This is a genomic window from Sedimentibacter sp. B4 (assembly GCF_000309315.1).
GTDB lineage: Bacteria > Bacillota > Clostridia > Tissierellales > Sedimentibacteraceae > Sedimentibacter > Sedimentibacter saalensis.
Genome location: NZ_CANG01000961.1, coordinates 13968 through 34845 on the forward strand (window position 1 = coordinate 13968; position 20878 = coordinate 34845).

Consider the following 20878-nt stretch of genomic DNA (forward strand, 5'->3'; position numbering starts at 1 on the left):
TTCACTCCTTAAATTTTTTTGAAATTTTTTTATTAACTTTTCCTTCGATGATTTCTGCAGCAATCTTTTTCAGATCCTTTTTTAAAACCTTACCTGTTTCTGACTGCGGAAATTTATCTATGAAGCTGATGTACTTAGGTATTTTGTTTGATGCAATTTTTCCCCTGCAATAATCTTTGATGTCTTTTTCAGTAATTGCTGAATTTTCCTTTAGTCTTATAAATACCATTATTTCTTCACCATTTAGATAATCGGGAACTCCCACGGCATGTACTTCCATCACGTCTTTATGAGTAACTATGAAGTCTTCAATTTCTTTTGGACTAATATTTTCACCGCAACGTATGATAATGTCTTTGCATCTGCCCTTAAGACATAAACAGCCGCTTTCATGAATGAAACCGATATCACCTGTGTGAAGCCACCCTTCGCTGTCTATAATATTTTGGGTCTCCTCCACCATATGGTAGTAGCCCTTCATTATATTGTATCCCCTTACCAGGATTTCTCCGCTTTCTCTGTCTTTAACTTCCTTTTTTGTTAATATATCGATTATTTTCACTTCAACTCCCGGTATGGGATGTCCTACAGAGCTTTCATGGAATTCATCTCCTGCTTTTAGTGCACTCACGCAAGGAGAAGCTTCAGTCAGTCCATAGGAAGGTATTATATTTTTTATACCAAGTATGTTCTTTATATCGTTCAGCACTTGATCAGAAAACGAAGCACCTGCTATTATTCCGGTTCTCAATGAAGAGATATCATAATGTTCTTTCTGCACTTGCTCTATGCATGAAATAAACAAAGTAGGTACTCCTGAAAGGACTGTGCACTTTTCCTTTTCAATCAAGGAAAGGGTTATATCTGTTTTAAATTTATTAACCAAGACCATGGAACATCCCCTGCTGACTGCGGCCATAGTACAGGCTATGCTTCCAAAGCAGTGAAACAAGGGAGCCAGTACGCACATTACGTCTTTGTTGGTCAATTCCATCAACGAAGCCATGGCATTTGCATTTTCTACTATGTTTTTGTGGCTTAGCATCACACCTTTTGAATTGCCCGTACTCCCTGATGTATAGATTATTTGTGCAACATCGTCAACACATAAACTACTTTGCCTTTCATCAAGAAGTTCAGTCTTCAATTTTTCACCTTGTTCCAGAATATCGGCCCATCTGAATGTGCCGGGATATTCAACACCGCTTATGACTATTACGTTTTTTAGTTTTGGAAATCTCGGACACTTTAGTTGTCCCGGTATGCTTTCACTTAACTCTGGGCAAATTTTATACAGCAGTTCTATATTTTCAGTAGCCTTGGCTCCCACCTGCATGATCAGAGTATGTGTGTCTGAGTTTAACAGCAGTTCTTCCATCCTAACTTGTTTTTCATAGGCATTCATGGGTATAAAAATCCCTCCTGCCTTAATTATTCCAAATTGAGATATTACAAATTCCGGTGAATTAACAGCCCAGACCGCCACATTATTCCCTTTTTCCAATCCTATAGATATGAGCCCCTTAGCTAAATTTGTATATAATTGCTTAAAATCATGGTACTTTATGCGCCTTTTTCCAGTATGGTTAATCAATGCTTCACACTTCGAATAAAAATCAGCAACCTTGTCTGCCAGCTGAGGTATGGTTATATCAATAAAACTGGATATTACAACATCCACATACTGATCTGGTTCATCCGGGTTATAAACTCTTTTTGTGATCTTTACTGAAAATTTTTCCATACCCTTAGCAATTTTTTCAAATTCACACTCTATCCATGGCATTGGCCACTTAACTTTCAACGGTTCTGAAACAAGAGCTCCTTCAAGTGTATATACCAGTTTTTGACCAACCAGGCTGCATGGTATACTGTCAACATGGACTATATCAAATTTAATTCTCCTGCTGCTATCAATTATGCTCATATTTTCACACCCTTTACATCATACAATTACACTCTGGCAATCTTTTTCTCTTTTTCTAACTCAGATTTATGAATTTTTTTCACAATGTATGAAAATAAAATTCCGGAAATGCTCATTGCTGCAGCAATTAAAAATGCTTTCGTATAATCGCCGTTATTTCCGGCTTTTATTGTAGCTGCCATGATTGGACCAATATATCCTCCCAGGGCGAAACCGCTGAACATAAATCCGTAATTGACTCCATTATTCTTTGCACCAAAGCAGTCAGCTGTCAAAGCAGGAAATACTCCCATGAATCCTCCGAAGCAAAAGCCCACTGCCATTGTTACTGCCACAAACATTGCAAACTGTCCTGTTCCGACCATAGTCAGCATGAACATTGCTGCAGCCAGAATCAAGTACATTATAGGCAATGCATTGTATCTTCCGATTTTATCTGAAACTGCACCCCATGTGATTCTTCCTGCCATGTTTGCAACTGCAACTAAGCTTACTGCAAAAGCTGCTCTTTCAGCATTAACACCTACAGTTTCCTGAGCTATAGGTGAAGCCTGGCTGATTATCATCAATCCGGAAGTCGCTCCAATTGTCAGCATCAACAGAAGTATATAGAATAACGGATCAGCCAACATTTGTGACCATGACTTATCTTTGCCTGTAACAGCTGATGTGGCTGTTGCTGCCGGAGGCTCCCATCCTTCAGGTTTATAACCCTGAGGTGCTTTTTGAATGAATTGAGAACCAATGGTTATAATAAACAGGTATGCAATTCCTAAGACTTTGAAAGCATGCAGAACTCCGTAACTTGCAATCAGGCTTTGAGAAATCGGAGCCAGCAGAACCGGGCCAAAGCCGTAACCTGCTGTTGCGAGACCAGCCACAAGCCCTCTCTTGTCAGGAAAAAACTTAACAGTATTGGCAATGGTACAGCTGTAAACCAATCCCATACCTAAACCAGTCATTATTCCATAGCTTATGTATATCCAGGTTATAGACTTTGTGAATCCTGATAAGATAATTCCGCCGCCAAACAAAATTCCTCCGGCAAAAATTACCCACTTAGGCCCAAATATATCCTGAATTTTTCCGCCCGTAATCATGCAGACTGGGCTGATTGCGTTTGCTATTGTAAATGTCATTGCTGTTGCAGCAGCAGTCCAGCCAAACAATTTGCTCAAAGGGCCTGCATAAACACTCCAGGCATAACCCGACCCGATGCAAAGATTGATTAGCAAACTTGCTCCTAAGATAAACCACCTTTTCTTTTTTAAATCCATGTTAACCTCCGATTTTTATAAAATGATAAAGCATTATATAAACCTACCCTGTAGGTCATATATCTAGTCCTCAACATGTTTTGATAAATTATTAACATTAAAAGTTACTTTAAAATCTTTAAAATCTTTTTCTTCGTCTATCTCGTGGCTTTGCATAAGCACCCTGGCACAAGAAGTCTTGCAGCTGGATGGGCAAGTTGCACACATATCATTTTGCCCAACAGGTTTAAACCTTGTATAATTTGTTTCAACAACTACCTTTCCCATTTTTTTATTCCTCTCATCAGGCTGATTCTGCTTCTGAACTGTAATAAACGGCCTGCCATACTCCTAACATTTGTTCCTTGTTTTCTTCAAACAATTCATTGACAGTATCATAATAGTATCTGTCACCGCTGAAATACATGTTTATCTTATTCAGCTCTATAACCCATTTCTTTTGATCCTTGTCAAACCACACCAACGTATCTGTTTGTTTCTTGAAGAACTGTTCAACACCCAGATCGCTCATTTTCATAAAATCTTCTGCAGCAGGATTAGTCAGCTTGTCATATACTCTGTTTATTTCCATTTGAAATATTTTATCTGTATCCAATCTTCTGGCATACAGACAATTTGCCCTGTCTATGAGCTTTAAGTATTGACCGCAGATTTCCAGCACATGTCCTACTCCATCCAGAACCTCTATAATAATTTCGTCATTTTCTTTCTTTGCTCTTCCTTCTATCTCGAACATATCATCTTCCAGATAAAAATCCATCTTTTTACCATCTATAATTTCTAGGAGGAACTCCTTTTCATCTATGCGCATATTTACCTCCTAATATTTATAGTTTATTAACTCTTGATTTTCATAAATATTGCCGATTATATCTATTTCATCTGCAATATAGTCTCCGCCCATCATGATTATTCCTTCTACAGATAACAGTATGAAACCCGAAATATCTTCACTCCAAATTATCTGATATATAGTATCTTGAATTTGTACTATGTCGCCTTCATATATTTCATTTTGATTCTTGTCAAACCATCCAGTTGACTGCATGGGGACAAATTCTATGGGATCTTTTTCCCTGAAATCATATATCTGCAAAACGCCGTATGACAGGTAACAATAAATAGTCTTTTTAGTGTCATCAGCCACATTCGGCTGTTCTAATTCTTCAGGAGCATACATTTTTTTTGCTTCATCGTCCCAAGCTCTAAACTTAAATTCTCTCATAACTACCTCTCTTATATTGCTCAACTATTTTTATTTTAGGGTAAGCGGCAGCATTTAACTGCCGCTAAAGGGTCTATCATGAATTTTCTTGCAAGCTTATTTATTTTGCCTTTTGTGCCTTGATTGCATTTAATACCTTTTCAGGTGTCAATGGCATTTCTGTAAATCTAACACCAATAGCATCGTAGACTGCATTGAATATTGCCGGAGCTGTTGGCTGAATAGGGCCTTCTCCGGATTCCTTGCCGCCGTATGGAGCTGACGGGTCATAAGCTTCAACAATATTTGCATCAATTTTTGGCATATCTCTTATTGTTGGCATCTTATAGTCATGAAGTGAAGGATTCAGGAATCTTCCATCAGGAGCTATCTGCATTTCTTCATACAATGCTTGACCTAATCCCATTTGGATTGAACCGTGAACCTGACCTTCAACGCTCATTGGGTTTATAGGCTGACCGCAGTCACCTGCTTCAGTTATTTTAACTACATTTACTTTTCCAGTTTCCAAGTCTATATCTACTTCAGCAACCTGAGCACTGAAACCAAATGTTGGAGAGTGTCCAATGTTACCTCCTTGCTGAATTCCTTTACGTCTAGGAGGAGTAAATTGTCCTGAACAAGTTAAAGGACCATTTGATTCGATGTACATTGTTACAACATCTGTCCACAGAACTTCTCTGTTTCTTCCTTTTTTTCCTTCACGTTCATATATTGAATAGAAGTATCCGTCCTTAACTGCTATTTCATCGCCTCTGCACTTTAAGATTGAAGCAGCTACAGGGAACAATTCAGCATTTATTTTTTCTGCAGCCTGTCTTATTGCCCAACCTGTAGCAAATGTAAGACGGCTTGCAAATGTACCAAGGTCGAATGTAGATATTTCAGTATCTCTTGGGATTACCTTAACATCTTCTGTCTTTACACCCAGTGTTTCTGCTGCCATCTGAGCCATTACTGTATCAACACCCTGACCGATATCAGTAGCTCCGCAGAATAATGTAACTCCGTTTTCTTCATCTATTTTGATTGTAGCAACTGTATGTGGTTTATAAGATAAATATAAAGTATATGATGTACCTGAAATATAGTAACCGCCTGATATACCAATACCTTTACCATATGGCAGTTTTCCTTGTTTTTCCAGGAAGCCTGATTTTTCAACAGCTTCATCCAGACACTTCTTATATTCTGAATGAGGTACATACATCATACTCTTTGCTGTATAACCAGATTCCACTGCGTTTAGTTTTCTTATTTCATAAGGGCTCATGCCGAAATGTTCAGCAGCTTCATCCAACATCTGTTCCATGGCAAATCTTGGCTGAACACCACCAAGACCACGGTGTGCTCCGCATGTTGGTTTATTTGTGAATACTCTTTTACCATCAAACTTAACATTAGGAACCATGTAAGGAATATGAACCATAGATGCTGTGTAGAACAATACAACTATACCCCAGCCAGAATAAGCTCCTCCATCCATCAAGTTATTGAAATCAACAGCAGTTATCTTTCCATCCTTGTCAAATCCCATTTTGAATTTCATGTAGCATGGATGACGACCATTGTTTGTTGCAAATACTTCGCTTCTTTCATATGTTATTTTAACAGGTTTTCCTATTTTTCTGGAAAGCAGTGCAGAGCAGAAATCTGCTTGTGAAGCAACACCCTTTCCTCCGAATCCGCCGCCAATTAAAGGAACGGTAATTCTGATTTTGTTCATAGGCATTTCCAGCACTTTTGCCAATTGTTGATGAGTGTAGTGCGGAACCTGACATGTTGCATACATATGTAATTTTCCTGTGTTTGGATCAAAATCTGAAATTGCAGATTGAGTTTCAATAAACCCATGGTTTACATATGAAGAATAAAATTCCTTCTCTATTATGAAATCTGATTCTGCCAATGCTTTTTCAGGATCGCCGTAAACTTGAGTTCCTTCGTAAGCAATGTTGTTTGGATGATTTTCATGAATTCTCAGGTCATCTCTTTTAACAGATTCTCTTGGATCTACAATTGCTTCCAAAACTTCATACTCAACCTTGATAAGTTCCAAAGCCTTTTCTGCTGTAGCTTCATCTAGAGCTGCAACTGCTGCGACGCCTTCACCCCAGTTACGAACTTTTCCCACTGCCAATGCATGTTCATTAGCATTGTGAGGCACTATACCATAAGGTATCGGGCAGTCTTCGCCTGTAATTACTGCCAAAACTCCATCAAGTTTTAGTGCTTCGCTGTAATCAATGCTCTTTATGTTTGCATGAGCATGAGGGCTTCTTAAAATTTTACCGTATGCCATTCTTGGTAAAACCAAATCATCTGTGTACTGTACTTTACCTGTAACCTTTGCAGGTCCATCCAAACGAGGAATGCTTCTTCCTACTTCAGTGAACTCTCTTTGATATTCCTTGTAGTTGTTGTATTTATTTGATACTTCATACATTTTACCCATTTTTACACCTCCCCTTTAGAAAGAGCCTCTACATATGACTCGACTGCTTCAAGAATTAATACATAACCTGTGCAACGACATAGATTTCCTTCCAGTGCATGTTTAATATCTTCTTCTGTAGGCTGTGGGTTTTCATCTATCAAAGCTTTTGATGATAAAATCATACCTGGAGAGCAGAAACCGCATTGTACTGCCCCATGATCCAGAAATGACTGCTGCAATGGATGCAGTTCACCAGTTTCCTGGTTTGCAATTCCTTCAATTGTAGTTATTTTTTTGCCTTCGCTTGCAATTGCCAGCATCAAACATGATAGTTGAGCTTTTCCGTCTATTAAAACAGTACAAGCTCCGCAGTCTCCTTGACCGCAGCCTTTTTTAGTACCAGTAAGACCTATTTGTTTTCTTATAACGTCTACAAGAAGATCTGTAGGAGATACCATTACTTCATAAATCTGATTATTAATATCTAATTTAATAATTTGTTTTTTCATCTTTTACGCCTCCTTTGCAGCTTCATAAGCTTCTTTGACGAGTCTGCGTGCTAAAGCGCCTATTACGTCTTTTCTGTATTCTGCTGATGCTCTCACGTCTGAAATTGGTTTTGCTTCACTTTGAGCAGCTTCACCAGCTTTAGCAATGAGTTCTTCAGTCAATTTCTTGCCAACCAGCACTTTTGGCACTGCTTCTGAAACCAAAGGTTTTATAGAAACAGATCCCATTACAAGCTTAACATTCTTTATGGTTTCTTTATCTTCTTCCAATTCAATGTTAGCAGCCATGTTTGCACAGTCTATTTCCATTGCATTTCTAAGACCAATGTGTCCATATCTGCATGCAGATTTTTTAACTGGCTCAGGAAGAATGAATTTATAAAGTATTTCTCCTTCTTTAAGAGCATTTTTACGATTTCCTTGAATGAAGTCTTCTATAGCAAGTTCTCTTTCTCCTTCAATACTTGCTAATACAACTTTTGCTCCCAGAGCTGACAATGGAGCAGGAGTTTCAGCAGCCGGTGATGAGTGACAGCAGTTACCTCCCATAGTTGCCATAACTCTTACTTGGTTTGAACCAAGCTGGCTTACTGCATAAGTTAAAGCAGGATATTTTTTCTTAAGATCAGCATTAAATTCTATATCTACTAACTTTGTGCAAGCTAGAATTTCTGCTCCTTTACCTTCTTCACACTTAATGCCCTTTAATTCTTCCAAATCACTGATGTCAATTATTGCATCAGTCTTAATCATCTTTTCTTTCATTTGGATGATCAAATCTGTACCACCGGCTAAGACCTTTGCACTGCTGCCTTTACCCTTTACAAGTTCTAATGCTTCTTTCTTACTTTTTGGTTTAAAATACTCAAATTCGTGTAAAATGTTCATTAAGGCACCTCCTTTAAATTTGGTAATCTATTTTAATAAATTGCCTGCTATGATTTTTTGTGGATATTCATTGATACTGTCAAAGTTAAACAATCCTCTGAGATCTCTGAAATATCTTTCAATATTTGCTTCTCTGCTGTATCCTGTTCCGCCGTGTATTTGAACTGCATTTGTTCCTATTTCAAATGTTGCTTTCTGAGCGAACATCTTCAAATAAACAGATTCGTTCATATAATCTTCGCCTGCATCAACTTTCTTAGCAGCAGAATAAGCCAGTGTGTCCAAAGTATGAATTTTTTCAGCCATTTCAGCTAACATCCACTGTACAGCCTGCAGTTTGCTGATAGGAAAACCAAACTGTACTCTGGTCTTGCTGTGTTTTATTGATTCTTCCAATGCTTTTTTGCCAATACCTACTCCAATAGCAGCATGAGCAATATCTGAAAGGGCTTGGATTTCATTTGCAATTTTCAATCCATCACCTTCATTGCCAAGCAGCTGGCCTTTTGACTTGTTGAATTCCAATTCTGCAGTAGGGAAAGATCTTAATCCAAGTTTATCGATGTTTTTTGCTGCTTTAACTTCATCACCGTCAACTATGAAAGCCGAAAGACCTTTTAGCCCTTCTTCTGCATTTGTCTGTGCTATGACAACATACACATCCGCTTCTCCCCCATTTGCCACTAGTGTCTTCTTGCCTGTGATCAAGTAGTATCCTTCTTCTTTAACTGCAACTACCTTATTAGCACCTGCTGCAATGGAAGCTCCTGGTTCAATAAAAGCATATCCTCCCAGCTTATTGCCTGATACCATGTCCGGCAGGTAAGCTTTCTTTTGCTCATCATTTCCATACTTTTCTATAGCATGGGCTGCTGAAATAACATGAGTAATTGATATTACCGCTGCAGAACCATTTGCTTTGGCAAGCTCTTCAGCCATTACAGCTACGCTTGTAAAGTCTGACTTGTTTCCGCCAAATTCTTCAGATACGGTCAATCCGAAGTAATTTTTATTTGCCATCTCTTTTATTATTTCTTTTGGAAATCTTGCATTCCTGTCATCTTCGTAAGCAATAGGCTCTAACACTGCTTTACTGAAGTCTGCCATACTCTTTCTGATTAATTGACTGTTGTTATATAATTCCATATCTATTTTCACACCTCCCGCTTTTTATCTAAGCAATCCGCCTGATATAACAAGTCTTTGTACTTGATTTGTTCCTTCATATATTGAGAGAATTCTTGCATCTCTCCAAACTTTTTCGATTCCTGATTCTTTTGAGTAACCATATGAACCCATGATTTCCATAGCTGAGTTTGCAACGTTCATAGCCATTTCAGTTGCAAATAGTTTTGTAATCGCAGAGTGGTGAGAGTATGGCTGTTTATTGTCCTTTAAAAATGCTCCCCTGTAAACAAGTTGTCTTGCTGCTTCAACTGATGCTTCCATTTCTGCAATTTTAAAAGCAATTGCCTGTTGCTTAGCTAAAGGCTTAACCCCTTCAACTTGCTTTTTAACATAATCCACTGCCAAATCCAATGCTCTTTGTCCACATCCTACTCCTTGTGCTGCAACCATTAATCTTCCTGAGTCCAGCGTCTTCATGGCAATTTTCATTCCATCGCCTTCTTCTCCCAGCAGTGATGATGCAGGAACATGCAAATCTTCAATAACAAGCTCAACTGTCTGAGAACCTCTTATTCCCATCTTATCTTCAATTTTACCAACTCTTATTCCAGGTGTTCCTCCTTTTACAAGGAATGCACTCAAACCCTTGCTGCCCAAGGTTCTGTCAGTTGATGCAAATACTACCATAGATGACTGCATGTCAATTGCAAATCCTCCCTGAGTAATAAAGCATTTTGTACCGTTTAAAATATATTCATCGCCTTTTCTTTCAGCTGTAGTTGCTACGGCACCGGCATCAGAACCTGCTCCAGGTTCCGTAAGTGCAAATGCACCATATTTTCCTTCCAAAATAGGTCCGAAATGTTGTTTTTGCTGTTCCAGCGTTCCTGAAATCAACAGCGGATATGAACCAAGGTTGTTTGCTCCAAACCCGGTTGCCACCCCTACATCACCATAACCTAATTCTTCCATGACAATGGCACAGCTTTTTGTATCAAGCTCAATACCTCCAACAGCTTTTGGAGCAACCAAGGTAACCAGTCCGGTTTTGCACCATTCTTTAAAGAGCTCTTCTTGATATTCACCTTTATCAATCAACTCAAGGTTCGGAAAAATGTTTTCGTTAACAAATTTACGAACTCTTTGTTGAAGTTCCAGTTGGCTGTCTGTGAAATCAAACATACTATTACCTTCCTTCTTTAAAATTTGATATATTTTGTTATTTTCTTAACGCAATAAAATAAGAGCAAGACCTGTGCCAAGTCCATGACTGATAATATTTTTACATTTTATTCAAGCACGCAAAGCCTTATAAATCAACCTACATATAGATTAAAATATATTTACACCCATAAAATAAAAACAAAAAATCGACAAAAAAACAGTGTACATCATGTGTACACTGTAAACTTTATTGACACTTTTTTGTTAATGTTTGTTTACACTATGTCTTCTACTTCAATATTATACTTACGTATTTTTTGATATAGAAGTGTTCTGGATATTCCTAATTTTTTTGCAGCTTTTGACTTATTATACTCACACATCTCTAATACGTCTAAAATTGTGCTTTTTTCGATGGTGTTTTTTTTGTTCATAAGCATCAGTGGTGAATCATTCTCATTAGTCATTGAAATGTCTTCCCTACCTATTATTTTTTCCGGGTTGAATGACTCATATGATTCAAATTTTTTAAAGTCTTCCAAACTTAAGTTACTTTTTCTTGAAACATTCATTGCTTTTTCTATGACATTTTGAAGCTCTCTGATATTTCCCGGCCAGTCCCTATACTTTAGATATTCTATAGCCTTATTTGAAATTCCGTCAATTTCCCGGCCGACTTTATTACTTATTTTCTCGATCATATTATCAACCAGAATAGGTATATCTTCACGTCTGCTGCGAAGAGGGGGAATTACAATATTTATGATGTTTAGTCTGTAATATAAATCACTTCTAAACTGATTTCGCCTTATCATTTCTCTCAATGAAGCATTAGAAGCTGTTATAACACGGGTATCAATTGTTATACTTTCGCTGGATCCTATTCGTTCAATTTCTTTTTCCTGAAGAACTCTCAGCAGTTTCGGCTGCATGGTCATATCCATTTGATTTATTTCGTCTAAAAAAATACTGCCTAAATGAGCAATTTCGAACTTCCCCTTTTGTCCTCCCTTTTTTGCACCTGTAAATGTTCCTTCCTCATATCCAAAAAATTCTGACTCCATCAAGCTTGCCGGTATAGCTGAGCAATTTACCTTTACAAAAGGAAATATATTTCTCAGGCTGCAGGCATGTATGGAGTGCGCCACCAATTCCTTACCTGTTCCTGTTTCACCTTCTATTAACACAGTGGAATTTGATGCGCCTGCCTGGTAAATATGTTCTTTGAGCAATTTTACAGCATCGCTTTTTCCAATAATATCATCAACACTGTATTTTACTCCGCTTCTTTTCCTCATTTCACCCTTTAAAAACTCATACTCAGCGGTTATTGACTCCAATTTTTCAGAAAATGCAAAGGCTTGTTCCATGGATTCAAATGAAGAATAAATAAAACAGCCAATTACTTCATTACCTCTGAAAATCGGATAATAAGTCATTACTCCCGGAAGACTTGTACCATCCTTTTTTTTAATGAAAAGATCCGCAGTTAAAACTTTCCCTGATGTTATGGCTGCAATAGCTCTAGAACCTTCGATAATTTCATGAGCATATTTTCCCAAAGCCTCTTTCTCAGAAATACCGGTATCGTGCTGCCACATTTTGTTAACAAAGGTGTATCTTGCATACTTGTCTGTTATTGCTATAATTCCTGCTTGTTCCAAAATAAGTTCAATACAATGCATAGGTACATTTAACACTTCATTACCCCCAAATCGGCTTTTGTTAATAGTTTATCATATTTTTCAATATTTTGAAAGCATTTTATATATACTTCTTTAAAGTTTATTTTAATGCCTCTCAGCATGTCTTTTTTTATGTTAATCCTGTGTCATAAAACAGTTATAATCTTTGGAAATTTCAATGTTATTAAGAACCGTCCCCTATGACTTAATCGGTTAAAACAGGACAAAAGTATGATAATCAGGACTAAACAAGTAATTTTCATGCCACTGCATAAGATAAATTTTAAATTTCCTTAAATTATAAGTTTTTTCCAGCATCCAACAGTCTTTTTTTAATTATTATGATTATTAAAATTGGCACAAAAAATGCAATCATCATATTACACGAGTCTTCATGAGAACATACGAAATAAGTCTTTGTGTTTATATTGATTCAGAAAGATTATACCAAGGAGGACAAAATGGGTCTACCGATTAACAGCGGCTTAAAATTATATGAAAAACATAGAAAGGGGGAAAAAAATCTTATTACTGATGTAAAAGGTGTCAAAGTCGGAAATGTAACTCTGCAAAGAGAAAATGTCAATACAGGCGTTACTGTAGTATTCCCACATGAAGGAAATGTTTTCCAAAATAAAGTTATGGCTTCTTCCGCTATACTTAATGGATTTGGAAAAAGCATGGGCTTAATACAAGTGGAAGAATTGGGAACAATTGAAACTCCAATCATTATGACCAATACTCTCAGTATTGGAACTGCAGCAACAGCCTTGACAAAATATATGCTGGAACAAAACAATGACATTGGTATTACAACCGGAACTGTAAATTGCCTTGTCACAGAATGTAACGACGGAAGGTTAAATGACATCAGAGGTCTTCACATTACGGAAGAGGATGTATTAAAAGCTCTTAATTCACCATCAGAGTACTTTGAAGAAGGAGCTGTAGGAAGCGGAACAGGAATGTGCTGCCTTGGTCTTAAAGGCGGCTTAGGTTCTGCCTCAAGACTCGTAAATGTTGATGGTCAAGAGTTCACCATAGGTGCATTGGTAATGTCAAACTTCGGTTCTTCAGGAAACCTGATAATCGGCGGAGACCACATGGGAATAAAAATAAAAGAAATCCAGGACATTAAAAAGGATGAGGGCTCTATTATAATTATTATAGCAACGGACATTCCTCTAAGTGAACGACAATTAAAAAGAGTAGCCAGAAGAGCTGCTATTTCTCTTGGAAGAACAGGTTCCTACATGGGAAACGGCAGTGGCGATGTTGCCATAGCATTTACAACTGCAAACAGGGTTCCTCACTACAGCACCAAAGACATCCTTGAAACAAAGATGTTTTTTGATGACAGCATAGACAAGATTTTCGAAGCTTCTGTAGAAGCTGTTGAAGAAGCAATCATAAGCTCGCTTTACCATGCAAAAACCACTGTAGGATATCTTGAAGAAGTAAAGGGATTAAGAGACTATTTATAGATTTTTTTAGAATATAAAAATGGCAAGCGCAAACACTTGCCATTTTTATGCAATTATTTTACATTTCTGAAATTTCCGTTTGCATCAGTAACTACATCTCCAAGATAAAAGCCCCCTGTAGGTGTATGTACGATTCCCTGTATTTCAGATCTCCAGCAACGATATCCGTTATTGTCAATAAGAGGAATAATTGTACAATAATCAAACAGCTTTTTCTGTATAGCAGTTATTTGTTCTGTTATTTCATCGTAATCAACAGTCTTTCTTGCTGCAGCAACCATTGCATTGTAGTTTTCAGGATCAGGATTTGTACATTCAGCATTTCTGTTGCAGAATTTATCTACCAACAGGAATGGCTCTGACCATCCTAAACCTAAGTATGCCATTTGGAAATTGCCATCAACTACATCCTGGTTAACATATGACCAGTTTTGTGTCTTAATCTTCATGTCTATACCAACTGCCTTCAAATCTATTTGAAGTGACTGAGCAACTTTCTTTGGTGTTTCTGTATCTCTGCAGTCAAATTCAAACACTAAGTTATTTCCATCCTTATCTGCAAACCCGTCATTGTTTGTGTCTGTCCATCCGGCATCTGCCAGCAGCTTTTTGGACAGTTCAGGATCATATCCATAATTTGTGTCATAGTAATCAACTGCTTCTTCTGAATAATTCAGACATTTTCGAAGTACAAGACTGTGTGCAGGTTTTTCAAATTCACTTAAATAACTTCCCAGATTGTCTCTGCTTATAGCATGTATAACTGCTTTTCTAACGTTAATGTCCTGGAAAATAGGATCTGTCATGTTAATTTCAGCGTAATTTACTTCTGCTCCATATGCTTCAAACATATCAATATTATCTGCACTCTTCAGTTCTTCATAATATTCTGAAGGAACTGTTGACAAAACATCATAGTCGCCGTTTTTAACGCCCTGTGCAAATGTAAAGCTTTCACCTGAGAACACAACCTTTATGGTTTTTACAGGAGATGGTCCCTGATTTTTAAGCATTGGATTATGAGTTTTGTATCCTTCATTTGCCTTTAAGATTGCATATGCTCCCGGTTGATATTCATCAAGATAATATGCTCCGTAAGGATGACATCCCCACAATTTTTCATCAGCTGACATATTTTCAATTTCATCTTTGTCCATTAAACCTACAAAGCAGCTTTGGAAATTATACTGCATATCTGCCTGGTAATCGCTCAAATGAACAATTACATTTCGTCCGTCAACTTCCATGGACTCAATAGCTTGGTATCCGTCTGCATATGGGCTTACTTCCAAACCATATTCAACGCTGGCAATAAAGTCCTCCGGTTCAACCTGCTCACCTGTGGAATACTTCATACCCTCAGGAAAAGTAAGTGTCCATGTCAGTCCGTCTTCGCTCCACTTAGAATCTGAAGCTATTCCAGGAAGCACAGCTCCTGTATCCGGATCCTTTTCAAGAATAGGGTCTGCCAAGAGACACTGCATGTCATTCCAGGATGATACCTGGAACAGGTCCACGCCTTCCCATGCTGAATCCTGAATTATCAATGTCTGACCTTCTGCAGGTGCAGTGGAAGCTTCATTTCCGGCACCTGTGCTGCACCCGGTTAAGCCTGCAAGAGAAAATACTAAAGCAAGAATTAAAGCAAATGCGACAAACTTATTTTTTTTCATTTTTCCTCCTCTAAAGCAAATATTTTGTATTTATATAAGGCTGTTGCGTTAATATCAAAAGATGAGATCCTTCGCTGACGCTCAGGATGACATAAATATTCTTAATGCAACAGTTCCAATATATTTAAATATTTTTCACAGCAGCATATTTATGGCAGTCAACCTGATGTCCGTCAGGAAGAACAATTAATTGAGGCGAATCATTTTTGCAGTGTTCTGAAGCATAAGGACATCTTGGATGGAAGTGACATCCCGATGGAAGGTTAATTAAACTTCCAGGATCTCCTTGCATTATATATTTTTCTTTATCCCTGTCATGAGGGTCCATAATGGGAGAAGCTGCCATCAAACCTTCTGTATATGGATGTTTAGGATTATTTATTACTTCCTCAGTAGGTCCAAATTCCACAATTTTCCCCAGATACATTACTGCAATCCTGTCGCTTATGTATCTTATTACATTCAAATCATGAGTTATAACAAGATACGTCAGTCCAAAGCTTTCCTGCAAATCCAAAAGCAGATTAAGTATTTGCGCCTGCACTGAAATATCAAGAGCAGAAGTAGGTTCATCTAATATCATAACCTTCGGATTAAGAACTAAGGCCCGTGCAATGGCAATACGCTGTAATTGGCCACCCGACAATTGATGAGGATAGCTGTTTAGGTATCTGACATCCATTTTTACAAGTTCTAAAGAATCAATGGCCTTTTGCCTGGCAGTTTTTTTTGGCATGCCATGCAGTATTAATGGTCTCATAATTGAATTCATAACCGTGTCACGTGGGTTTAAATTTGATGCAGGGTCTTGAAAAACAACTGCCACTTCAGTACGCAATTTTTTCATTTCATTTCTTGTAGCCTTAGTTAGATTTACCCCGTTAAACACAACGCTTCCACCTGTAGGCTTTGTAAGGTTTAACAGTACTCTGGCCAACGTAGTTTTTCCGCTTCCCGATTCTCCAACAAGACCGATTATTTCACCTTTGTTGATTTTAAGGTTAACATCATCAATTGCCTTTACATAAACCTTCTTTGTGCTTATTCCTTTATTGATTGCAAAATATTTTTTAAGGTTCTTTAATTCGATTACTTCTTCACTCATTATTCCTCACCTCACATTCTAAATGACAATAAAATGAATGAGACTCTGTAACATCTTTTCTGTCAGGGTCTTTAGATTTGCATATGTCCATGACAAATGGGCATCTGTTTTCAAATCTGCATCCGGAATTGATTTCTGTGAGCCTTGGAACGCTGCCATCTATAGTTTGCAAACGGCCTTCTGATTTTGCCTTTCGCGGCAATGCTTTCATAAGCAGTCTGGTGTACGGATGTTTTGGATTGTCAAATATGTCAAATACCGTTCCCTGCTCCACAACTTCTCCTGCATACATAACCGCTACTTTATCGGCAACCTCTGCAACTAACCCAAAATTGTGAGTAATCAGCATGACTGCTGTGTTAAATTCATCTCTCAAAGTTTTTATAATACTTAATATTTGTGCCTCAATAGTTACATCAAGTGCAGTAGTAGGTTCATCTGCAATTAATAATTGAGGCGTTCTTGAGATCATCATGGCAATCATCACACGTTGTCTCATCCCCCCTGACAATTCATGAGGAAAACTCAGAGCACGCTTTTTAGCATCAGGCATTTTAACATCATTGTAAATTTTTATAACCCTGTTCCAGGCCTCTTCTTTTGAAACATTGTCAAGCATTATCCCTTCTGCTACCTGAAATCCGGTAGTATAGACAGGATTTAGAGAATCAAGAGGGTTTTGAAATATCATTCCTATTTCCCGTCCTCGAATTCCTTCAAGCTGCTTTTCCGTATATTCATTTAAATCTTCCCCGTTAAAAAATATATTTCCTTTTATAATTTCATTGTGTTCAGGCAAAAGTCTTAGAATAGAATGGGCTATTGTAGATTTTCCGCATCCGGATTCCCCCACAATCGCAAAAATTTCTCCTTTGTTAATTGTAAATGAAACATTTTTTACTGCTGATAAATAGCCGCCTTTAACCTTGTAATCTACGCTTAATTTATTTAACGTAAGCAATTCTTCGCTCATATCCGTCTCCTTCTATTGTGATTTCATTCTTGGGTCAAGCAAATCCCTAAGACCTTCACCCAAAATATTAAATCCAAATACTGTATAAACCAGTGCTAATCCAGGAAAAATGCATAGCCATGGTCCGCGTGATATAAAATTTATTCCTTCAGAGACCATAAGACCCCAGTCAGGTGACGGCGGTTGTGAACCAACTCCAAGAAAACTAAGTGTAGTTGTTGACATGATAGTGCCCGGCAATTGCATAGATACAGTTACTATAAGTATCGGAACTATATTCGGCAAAATGTATCTGAACATAATGGCTATTGACTTTTCACCAAATGATATTCCCGTTTCAATGAACGCCTGATTTTTAATAGACATTGTTTTGGCTCGAACCATTCTTGCGTATGATGCCCAGTTAACAATTGCAATGGCTATTATTGCATTTGTCAGACCTGACCCTATGATAGTTACAACAGCAAGAGCCATGATCATTCCGGGAATACACCATGTCAAATCTGCCACAAAAGTCAGACATCTGTCAGCCAATCCGCCAAAATATCCGCATACCAAACCTATTGTTACACCAAACACCAGCTGAAGGCCTGCCCCCAGCAATGCAACCTGAAGAGTAATTCTGCTTCCGTAAACAATACGGCTGAACAAATCTCTGCCCATATTGTCAGTACCCAATATGTATTTTGCACATGGAGAAACCAGAATATCTTTGGGATGCGCTTCATCAAAACTAAATGGTGCAATTTGTTTTGCAAATATGGCCAATACTATTACACTCAATACCATTACAAAACCTAGCACAAAATTTCTATTTTTATAGCATGAACTTATGAATTCTTTAGATGGACTTTCATTCATTATTTGTCTCCCCCTGTAACTGAAATTCTAATTCGAGGGTCTAAGATGCCCAGAACTATATCGCTTAAAATATTGCAGATTATTGTAAGTACAGTAATTATCAGTATGCATGCTTGTACGACGTTGAAATCCTGTTGAATTATTGAATTTATCATCAAATTACCCATACCAGGTATACCAAATATTTTTTCGATTACAATATATCCAGAAATCAACCAAGGCAATGACATAAACATATTTACTGTTATTACAATCAATGAGTTGCGAAGCACATGTCTTTTTAATACTGTATTGTTATCCAGGCCCTTTGCGTAAGCTGTTGTCACGAATTTTTCACGCAAGACATCCAACGCTTCAGACTTAGTCAAACGAATGGTACTGGCAAGTCCTCCAATTACGCCTGTCGTTACAGGCAAAATATAATTTTTCCAGGATTCATAACCGCTTAGAGGCAGCCACTTCAGCTTAACTGCAAAAACCAGCATCAGTAAAACCGCTAACCAAAAAGACGGTATTGCTGTAAAGACCAAAGATATATTTACCGTAATTCGGTCAAACAAGCTGTCTTTTTTATACGCACACATAAGACCCAGAGGAATAGCAACAATTGTACTTATTAACATGGTTGTAACTGTAAGCTTCAGACTGATTGGAATGCAATTTTTAAGTAATGACCACACAGCTATTCTGTACTTGTATGAAATTCCAAAATCACCATGAAAAATAATGTTCGTCATCCATTCTGCATATTGAACAAGCAGCGGCCTATCTAATCCATACTGAATCCTTAAGCCCTCCAGATTTTCTGCTTTAGCCAATGGCCCTGCCATAAGTGTCACAGGATCGCCCGGCATCAGATACAGCATGCTGAAAACCAGGAATGATACACAGAATAAAAGCACCACTCCCATTCCCAATCTTTTAATTATGTAGTTTCGCATGAAAGAAACTCTCCTTTTTTAATTTTTGCATCATTACATTGTAAACGTTTTTTGTATAGTCTGTTGTGCTTCTCCTTAATTTTTGAGAGTACATCACACTAAACTATATTTTATATTTGCAATATTTATGCCAAATTTTAGAAGTTTTCCAAGCAAAATATATTTATTGACAGCAGATTTTCTTTGTTGTACCATTTGCTTAAATATGGAAATTAATTAGGGGGATTATAATGTACAATACAAAACAACTTGATGAGTATTTAGAAAAACTATTTGAGGAAAAACAGTATCCAAGTATTTCTGTATGCGTCAGAGGACCTGAAGGCATTATATTTGAAAAAGGTTATGGCTACTGCGATATGAATAAAACCAAGAAGGCAGGCACTGACACCATTTATGGCATAGCCTCAATGAGCAAGTCTATGACTGCACTTGCATGTGCAATTCTTGAAACTGAAGGAAAATTAAGTTTCTCAGACCCGGTAACAAATTACTTTCCGAATTTTTCCATTCCAGGCACTCCGCGTGAAAGCGTAACCCTGCGTCATTTGGCAATGCATACGGCAGGTATACCTCCTATTCCCCCATTGGAATGGTCAATTGTAATGAACACGTCAGGAAGAGATTCTGATGCCGCACGAAAATTGAGAGAAAGTTCACCTAACAAAATGGATACAATTGATGATATAATAGATTACATTTCAAACAGCGGAGCATATGAACCCTTGGGAGCTCCCGGTGAATGCATGAGCTATTCAAACGATGCTTATGCACTTTTGTCTTATGTTGTTGACCAAGCTGCGGGAATGACGCTTGAAAAATTTCTTGAAGAAAGAATTTTCAAGCCTCTTGGTATGAGTCGCACAGTGCTTGATTTAGACGGCAAAAAAGCTGTTGCTTTAGCAAACGGTGATATTGCTGATTTGTTTGATTTAGATGATGAAGGGAAACTGTATGCGGATCAGATATGGTCTGTTCTACCTCCTTACCGCGGTTGTGCCTGCGTGAAGTCCACAGCCAGAGACATTACAAAATACTATCAAATGCTTTCACAACACGGTATTTTTGAAGGAAGGCAAATTATAGACCCACATGCAGTGGAAATACTCATAGGCCATGAATTTCCTGAAACACGTTACCCATTTTATTGCTTTGGATTAAATAAAAGAACAAAAAATGGAAAAGTCATTTGCGAACACTCCGGTGGACTTCATGGTGTTTCAACTCATGGAGGTTTAATTATGGGCGGTTATTCTATGACGGCTTTATGTAACCAGGGAGATGTTTCTGCAGAGCCTTTTGTATGGGCATGCTATAATTTAATTTTAGGTCTGCCTCTAAACACATCTCATGCATTTGCAATACCTTCAGGAAAAAATTTCAGCATGCCTGAAGCAATTATTGGAACATATATAAGCAGAGAAGCTGTGCCTTCATATTGCATTGTAACACAAGATGATGATTCCAATTTAGTTGCAAATTATTATGATGAAAACTTAGTATTGCATTATTGTGAAGAAACACTTTTCAGCGCAAGAACTGCTGATGACCCAGACACACAGCGCACTACCATGAGGTTTCTAATCAGAAACGGCAAAGCA

At 37.7% G+C, this 20878-nt stretch carries 18 protein-coding genes; 2 read left to right on the forward strand and 16 right to left on the reverse strand.

The window, feature by feature from the left end; all coding sequences use genetic code 11:
• Position 1: 1 nt before the first annotated feature.
• The 11 genes from BN358_RS21010 to BN358_RS21060 all read right to left on the reverse strand — a co-directional run bounded on the left by BN358_RS21010 (position 2) and on the right by BN358_RS21060 (position 12255).
• Positions 2 to 1927: an AMP-binding protein gene (locus BN358_RS21010; protein WP_019230508.1), complete on the reverse strand. Its 1926-nt coding sequence runs from the start codon at positions 1925 to 1927 to the stop codon at positions 2 to 4.
• Positions 1928 to 1953: 26 nt separating this feature from the next.
• Complete coding sequence (locus BN358_RS21015) at positions 1954 to 3204, reverse strand: OFA family MFS transporter (RefSeq protein ID WP_019230509.1); 1251 nt, start codon at positions 3202 to 3204, stop codon at positions 1954 to 1956.
• A 63-nt stretch (positions 3205 to 3267) separates the two neighbouring features.
• Positions 3268 to 3471, reverse strand: a complete 204-nt coding sequence (locus tag BN358_RS21020) for a hypothetical protein (RefSeq protein WP_019230510.1) — start codon at positions 3469 to 3471, stop codon at positions 3268 to 3270.
• A 16-nt stretch (positions 3472 to 3487) separates the two neighbouring features.
• On the reverse strand, positions 3488 to 4015 hold the full coding sequence (locus BN358_RS21025) for a hypothetical protein (RefSeq protein WP_019230511.1): 528 nt from the start codon (positions 4013 to 4015) through the stop codon (positions 3488 to 3490).
• Positions 4016 to 4024: 9 nt separating this feature from the next.
• Positions 4025 to 4429, reverse strand: coding sequence for a YopX family protein (locus BN358_RS21030; RefSeq protein WP_019230512.1), 405 nt, complete (start codon positions 4427 to 4429; stop codon positions 4025 to 4027).
• Positions 4430 to 4529: 100 nt separating this feature from the next.
• Positions 4530 to 6884, reverse strand: coding sequence for a xanthine dehydrogenase family protein molybdopterin-binding subunit (locus BN358_RS21035; protein ID WP_019230513.1), 2355 nt, complete (start codon positions 6882 to 6884; stop codon positions 4530 to 4532).
• A 2-nt stretch (positions 6885 to 6886) separates the two neighbouring features.
• Positions 6887 to 7375 (reverse strand): (2Fe-2S)-binding protein, encoded by a 489-nt coding sequence (locus BN358_RS21040; protein WP_019230514.1) that lies wholly within the window; start codon positions 7373 to 7375, stop codon positions 6887 to 6889.
• A 3-nt stretch (positions 7376 to 7378) separates the two neighbouring features.
• Entirely contained in the window at positions 7379 to 8263 is an 885-nt protein-coding gene (locus tag BN358_RS21045) for a xanthine dehydrogenase family protein subunit M (RefSeq protein ID WP_019230515.1), read from the reverse strand.
• A gap of 27 nt (positions 8264 to 8290) precedes the next feature.
• On the reverse strand, positions 8291 to 9409 hold the full coding sequence (locus BN358_RS21050; protein ID WP_019230516.1) for an acyl-CoA dehydrogenase family protein: 1119 nt from the start codon (positions 9407 to 9409) through the stop codon (positions 8291 to 8293).
• 24 nt (positions 9410 to 9433) lie between these two features.
• Complete coding sequence (locus tag BN358_RS21055; protein ID WP_019230517.1) at positions 9434 to 10573, reverse strand: acyl-CoA dehydrogenase family protein; 1140 nt, start codon at positions 10571 to 10573, stop codon at positions 9434 to 9436.
• 257 nt (positions 10574 to 10830) lie between these two features.
• Positions 10831 to 12255, reverse strand: coding sequence for a sigma-54-dependent Fis family transcriptional regulator (locus BN358_RS21060; RefSeq protein ID WP_019230518.1), 1425 nt, complete (start codon positions 12253 to 12255; stop codon positions 10831 to 10833).
• Positions 12256 to 12701: 446 nt separating this feature from the next.
• Between BN358_RS21060 and BN358_RS21065 the strand changes: the two genes are divergently transcribed.
• A complete protein-coding gene (locus BN358_RS21065) occupies positions 12702 to 13724 on the forward strand; it encodes a P1 family peptidase (protein WP_019230519.1) in 1023 nt (340 codons plus the stop codon).
• Positions 13725 to 13777: 53 nt separating this feature from the next.
• Here BN358_RS21065 and BN358_RS21070 read toward each other — a convergent pair whose 3' ends face one another.
• From BN358_RS21070 to BN358_RS21090, 5 genes are all read right to left on the reverse strand, one after another.
• Positions 13778 to 15397, reverse strand: coding sequence for an ABC transporter substrate-binding protein (locus BN358_RS21070; RefSeq protein WP_019230520.1), 1620 nt, complete (start codon positions 15395 to 15397; stop codon positions 13778 to 13780).
• A 124-nt stretch (positions 15398 to 15521) separates the two neighbouring features.
• Positions 15522 to 16502, reverse strand: coding sequence for an ABC transporter ATP-binding protein (locus tag BN358_RS21075; protein ID WP_019230521.1), 981 nt, complete (start codon positions 16500 to 16502; stop codon positions 15522 to 15524).
• Positions 16495 to 17475, reverse strand: coding sequence for an ABC transporter ATP-binding protein (locus BN358_RS21080; protein ID WP_019230522.1), 981 nt, complete (start codon positions 17473 to 17475; stop codon positions 16495 to 16497). The genes BN358_RS21075 and BN358_RS21080 overlap by 8 nt, the downstream gene beginning before the upstream one ends.
• 12 nt (positions 17476 to 17487) lie before the next feature.
• Positions 17488 to 18336, reverse strand: coding sequence for an ABC transporter permease (locus BN358_RS21085; RefSeq protein ID WP_019230523.1), 849 nt, complete (start codon positions 18334 to 18336; stop codon positions 17488 to 17490).
• Entirely contained in the window at positions 18336 to 19277 is a 942-nt protein-coding gene (locus BN358_RS21090) for an ABC transporter permease (protein WP_019230524.1), read from the reverse strand. Before BN358_RS21090 ends, BN358_RS21085 begins: the two co-directional genes overlap by 1 nt.
• Before the next feature lie 230 nt (positions 19278 to 19507).
• On the opposite strand from BN358_RS21090, the gene BN358_RS21095 reads away from it, so the two are divergent.
• Positions 19508 to 20878: serine hydrolase (locus BN358_RS21095; RefSeq protein ID WP_019230525.1), on the forward strand; the 1371-nt coding region annotated here is incomplete at its 3' end.

What these genes read in the sequence shown, in the direction of transcription:
- BN358_RS21010 (WP_019230508.1), bottom strand. Translation starts at nt 1,927, where the DNA reads ATGAGCATAATTGATAGCAGCAGGAGAATTAAATTTGATATAGTCCAT.
- BN358_RS21015 (WP_019230509.1), bottom strand. Translation starts at nt 3,204, where the DNA reads ATGGATTTAAAAAAGAAAAGGTGGTTTATCTTAGGAGCAAGTTTGCTA.
- BN358_RS21020 (WP_019230510.1), bottom strand. Translation starts at nt 3,471, where the DNA reads ATGGGAAAGGTAGTTGTTGAAACAAATTATACAAGGTTTAAACCTGTT.
- BN358_RS21025 (WP_019230511.1), bottom strand. Translation starts at nt 4,015, where the DNA reads ATGCGCATAGATGAAAAGGAGTTCCTCCTAGAAATTATAGATGGTAAA.
- BN358_RS21030 (WP_019230512.1), bottom strand. Translation starts at nt 4,429, where the DNA reads ATGAGAGAATTTAAGTTTAGAGCTTGGGACGATGAAGCAAAAAAAATG.
- BN358_RS21035 (WP_019230513.1), bottom strand. Translation starts at nt 6,884, where the DNA reads ATGGGTAAAATGTATGAAGTATCAAATAAATACAACAACTACAAGGAA.
- BN358_RS21040 (WP_019230514.1), bottom strand. Translation starts at nt 7,375, where the DNA reads ATGAAAAAACAAATTATTAAATTAGATATTAATAATCAGATTTATGAA.
- BN358_RS21045 (WP_019230515.1), bottom strand. Translation starts at nt 8,263, where the DNA reads ATGAACATTTTACACGAATTTGAGTATTTTAAACCAAAAAGTAAGAAA.
- BN358_RS21050 (WP_019230516.1), bottom strand. Translation starts at nt 9,409, where the DNA reads ATGGAATTATATAACAACAGTCAATTAATCAGAAAGAGTATGGCAGAC.
- BN358_RS21055 (WP_019230517.1), bottom strand. Translation starts at nt 10,573, where the DNA reads ATGTTTGATTTCACAGACAGCCAACTGGAACTTCAACAAAGAGTTCGT.
- BN358_RS21065 (WP_019230519.1), top strand. Translation starts at nt 12,702, where the DNA reads ATGGGTCTACCGATTAACAGCGGCTTAAAATTATATGAAAAACATAGA.
- BN358_RS21070 (WP_019230520.1), bottom strand. Translation starts at nt 15,397, where the DNA reads ATGAAAAAAAATAAGTTTGTCGCATTTGCTTTAATTCTTGCTTTAGTA.
- BN358_RS21075 (WP_019230521.1), bottom strand. Translation starts at nt 16,502, where the DNA reads ATGAGTGAAGAAGTAATCGAATTAAAGAACCTTAAAAAATATTTTGCA.
- BN358_RS21080 (WP_019230522.1), bottom strand. Translation starts at nt 17,475, where the DNA reads ATGAGCGAAGAATTGCTTACGTTAAATAAATTAAGCGTAGATTACAAG.
- BN358_RS21085 (WP_019230523.1), bottom strand. Translation starts at nt 18,336, where the DNA reads ATGAATGAAAGTCCATCTAAAGAATTCATAAGTTCATGCTATAAAAAT.
- BN358_RS21090 (WP_019230524.1), bottom strand. Translation starts at nt 19,277, where the DNA reads ATGCGAAACTACATAATTAAAAGATTGGGAATGGGAGTGGTGCTTTTA.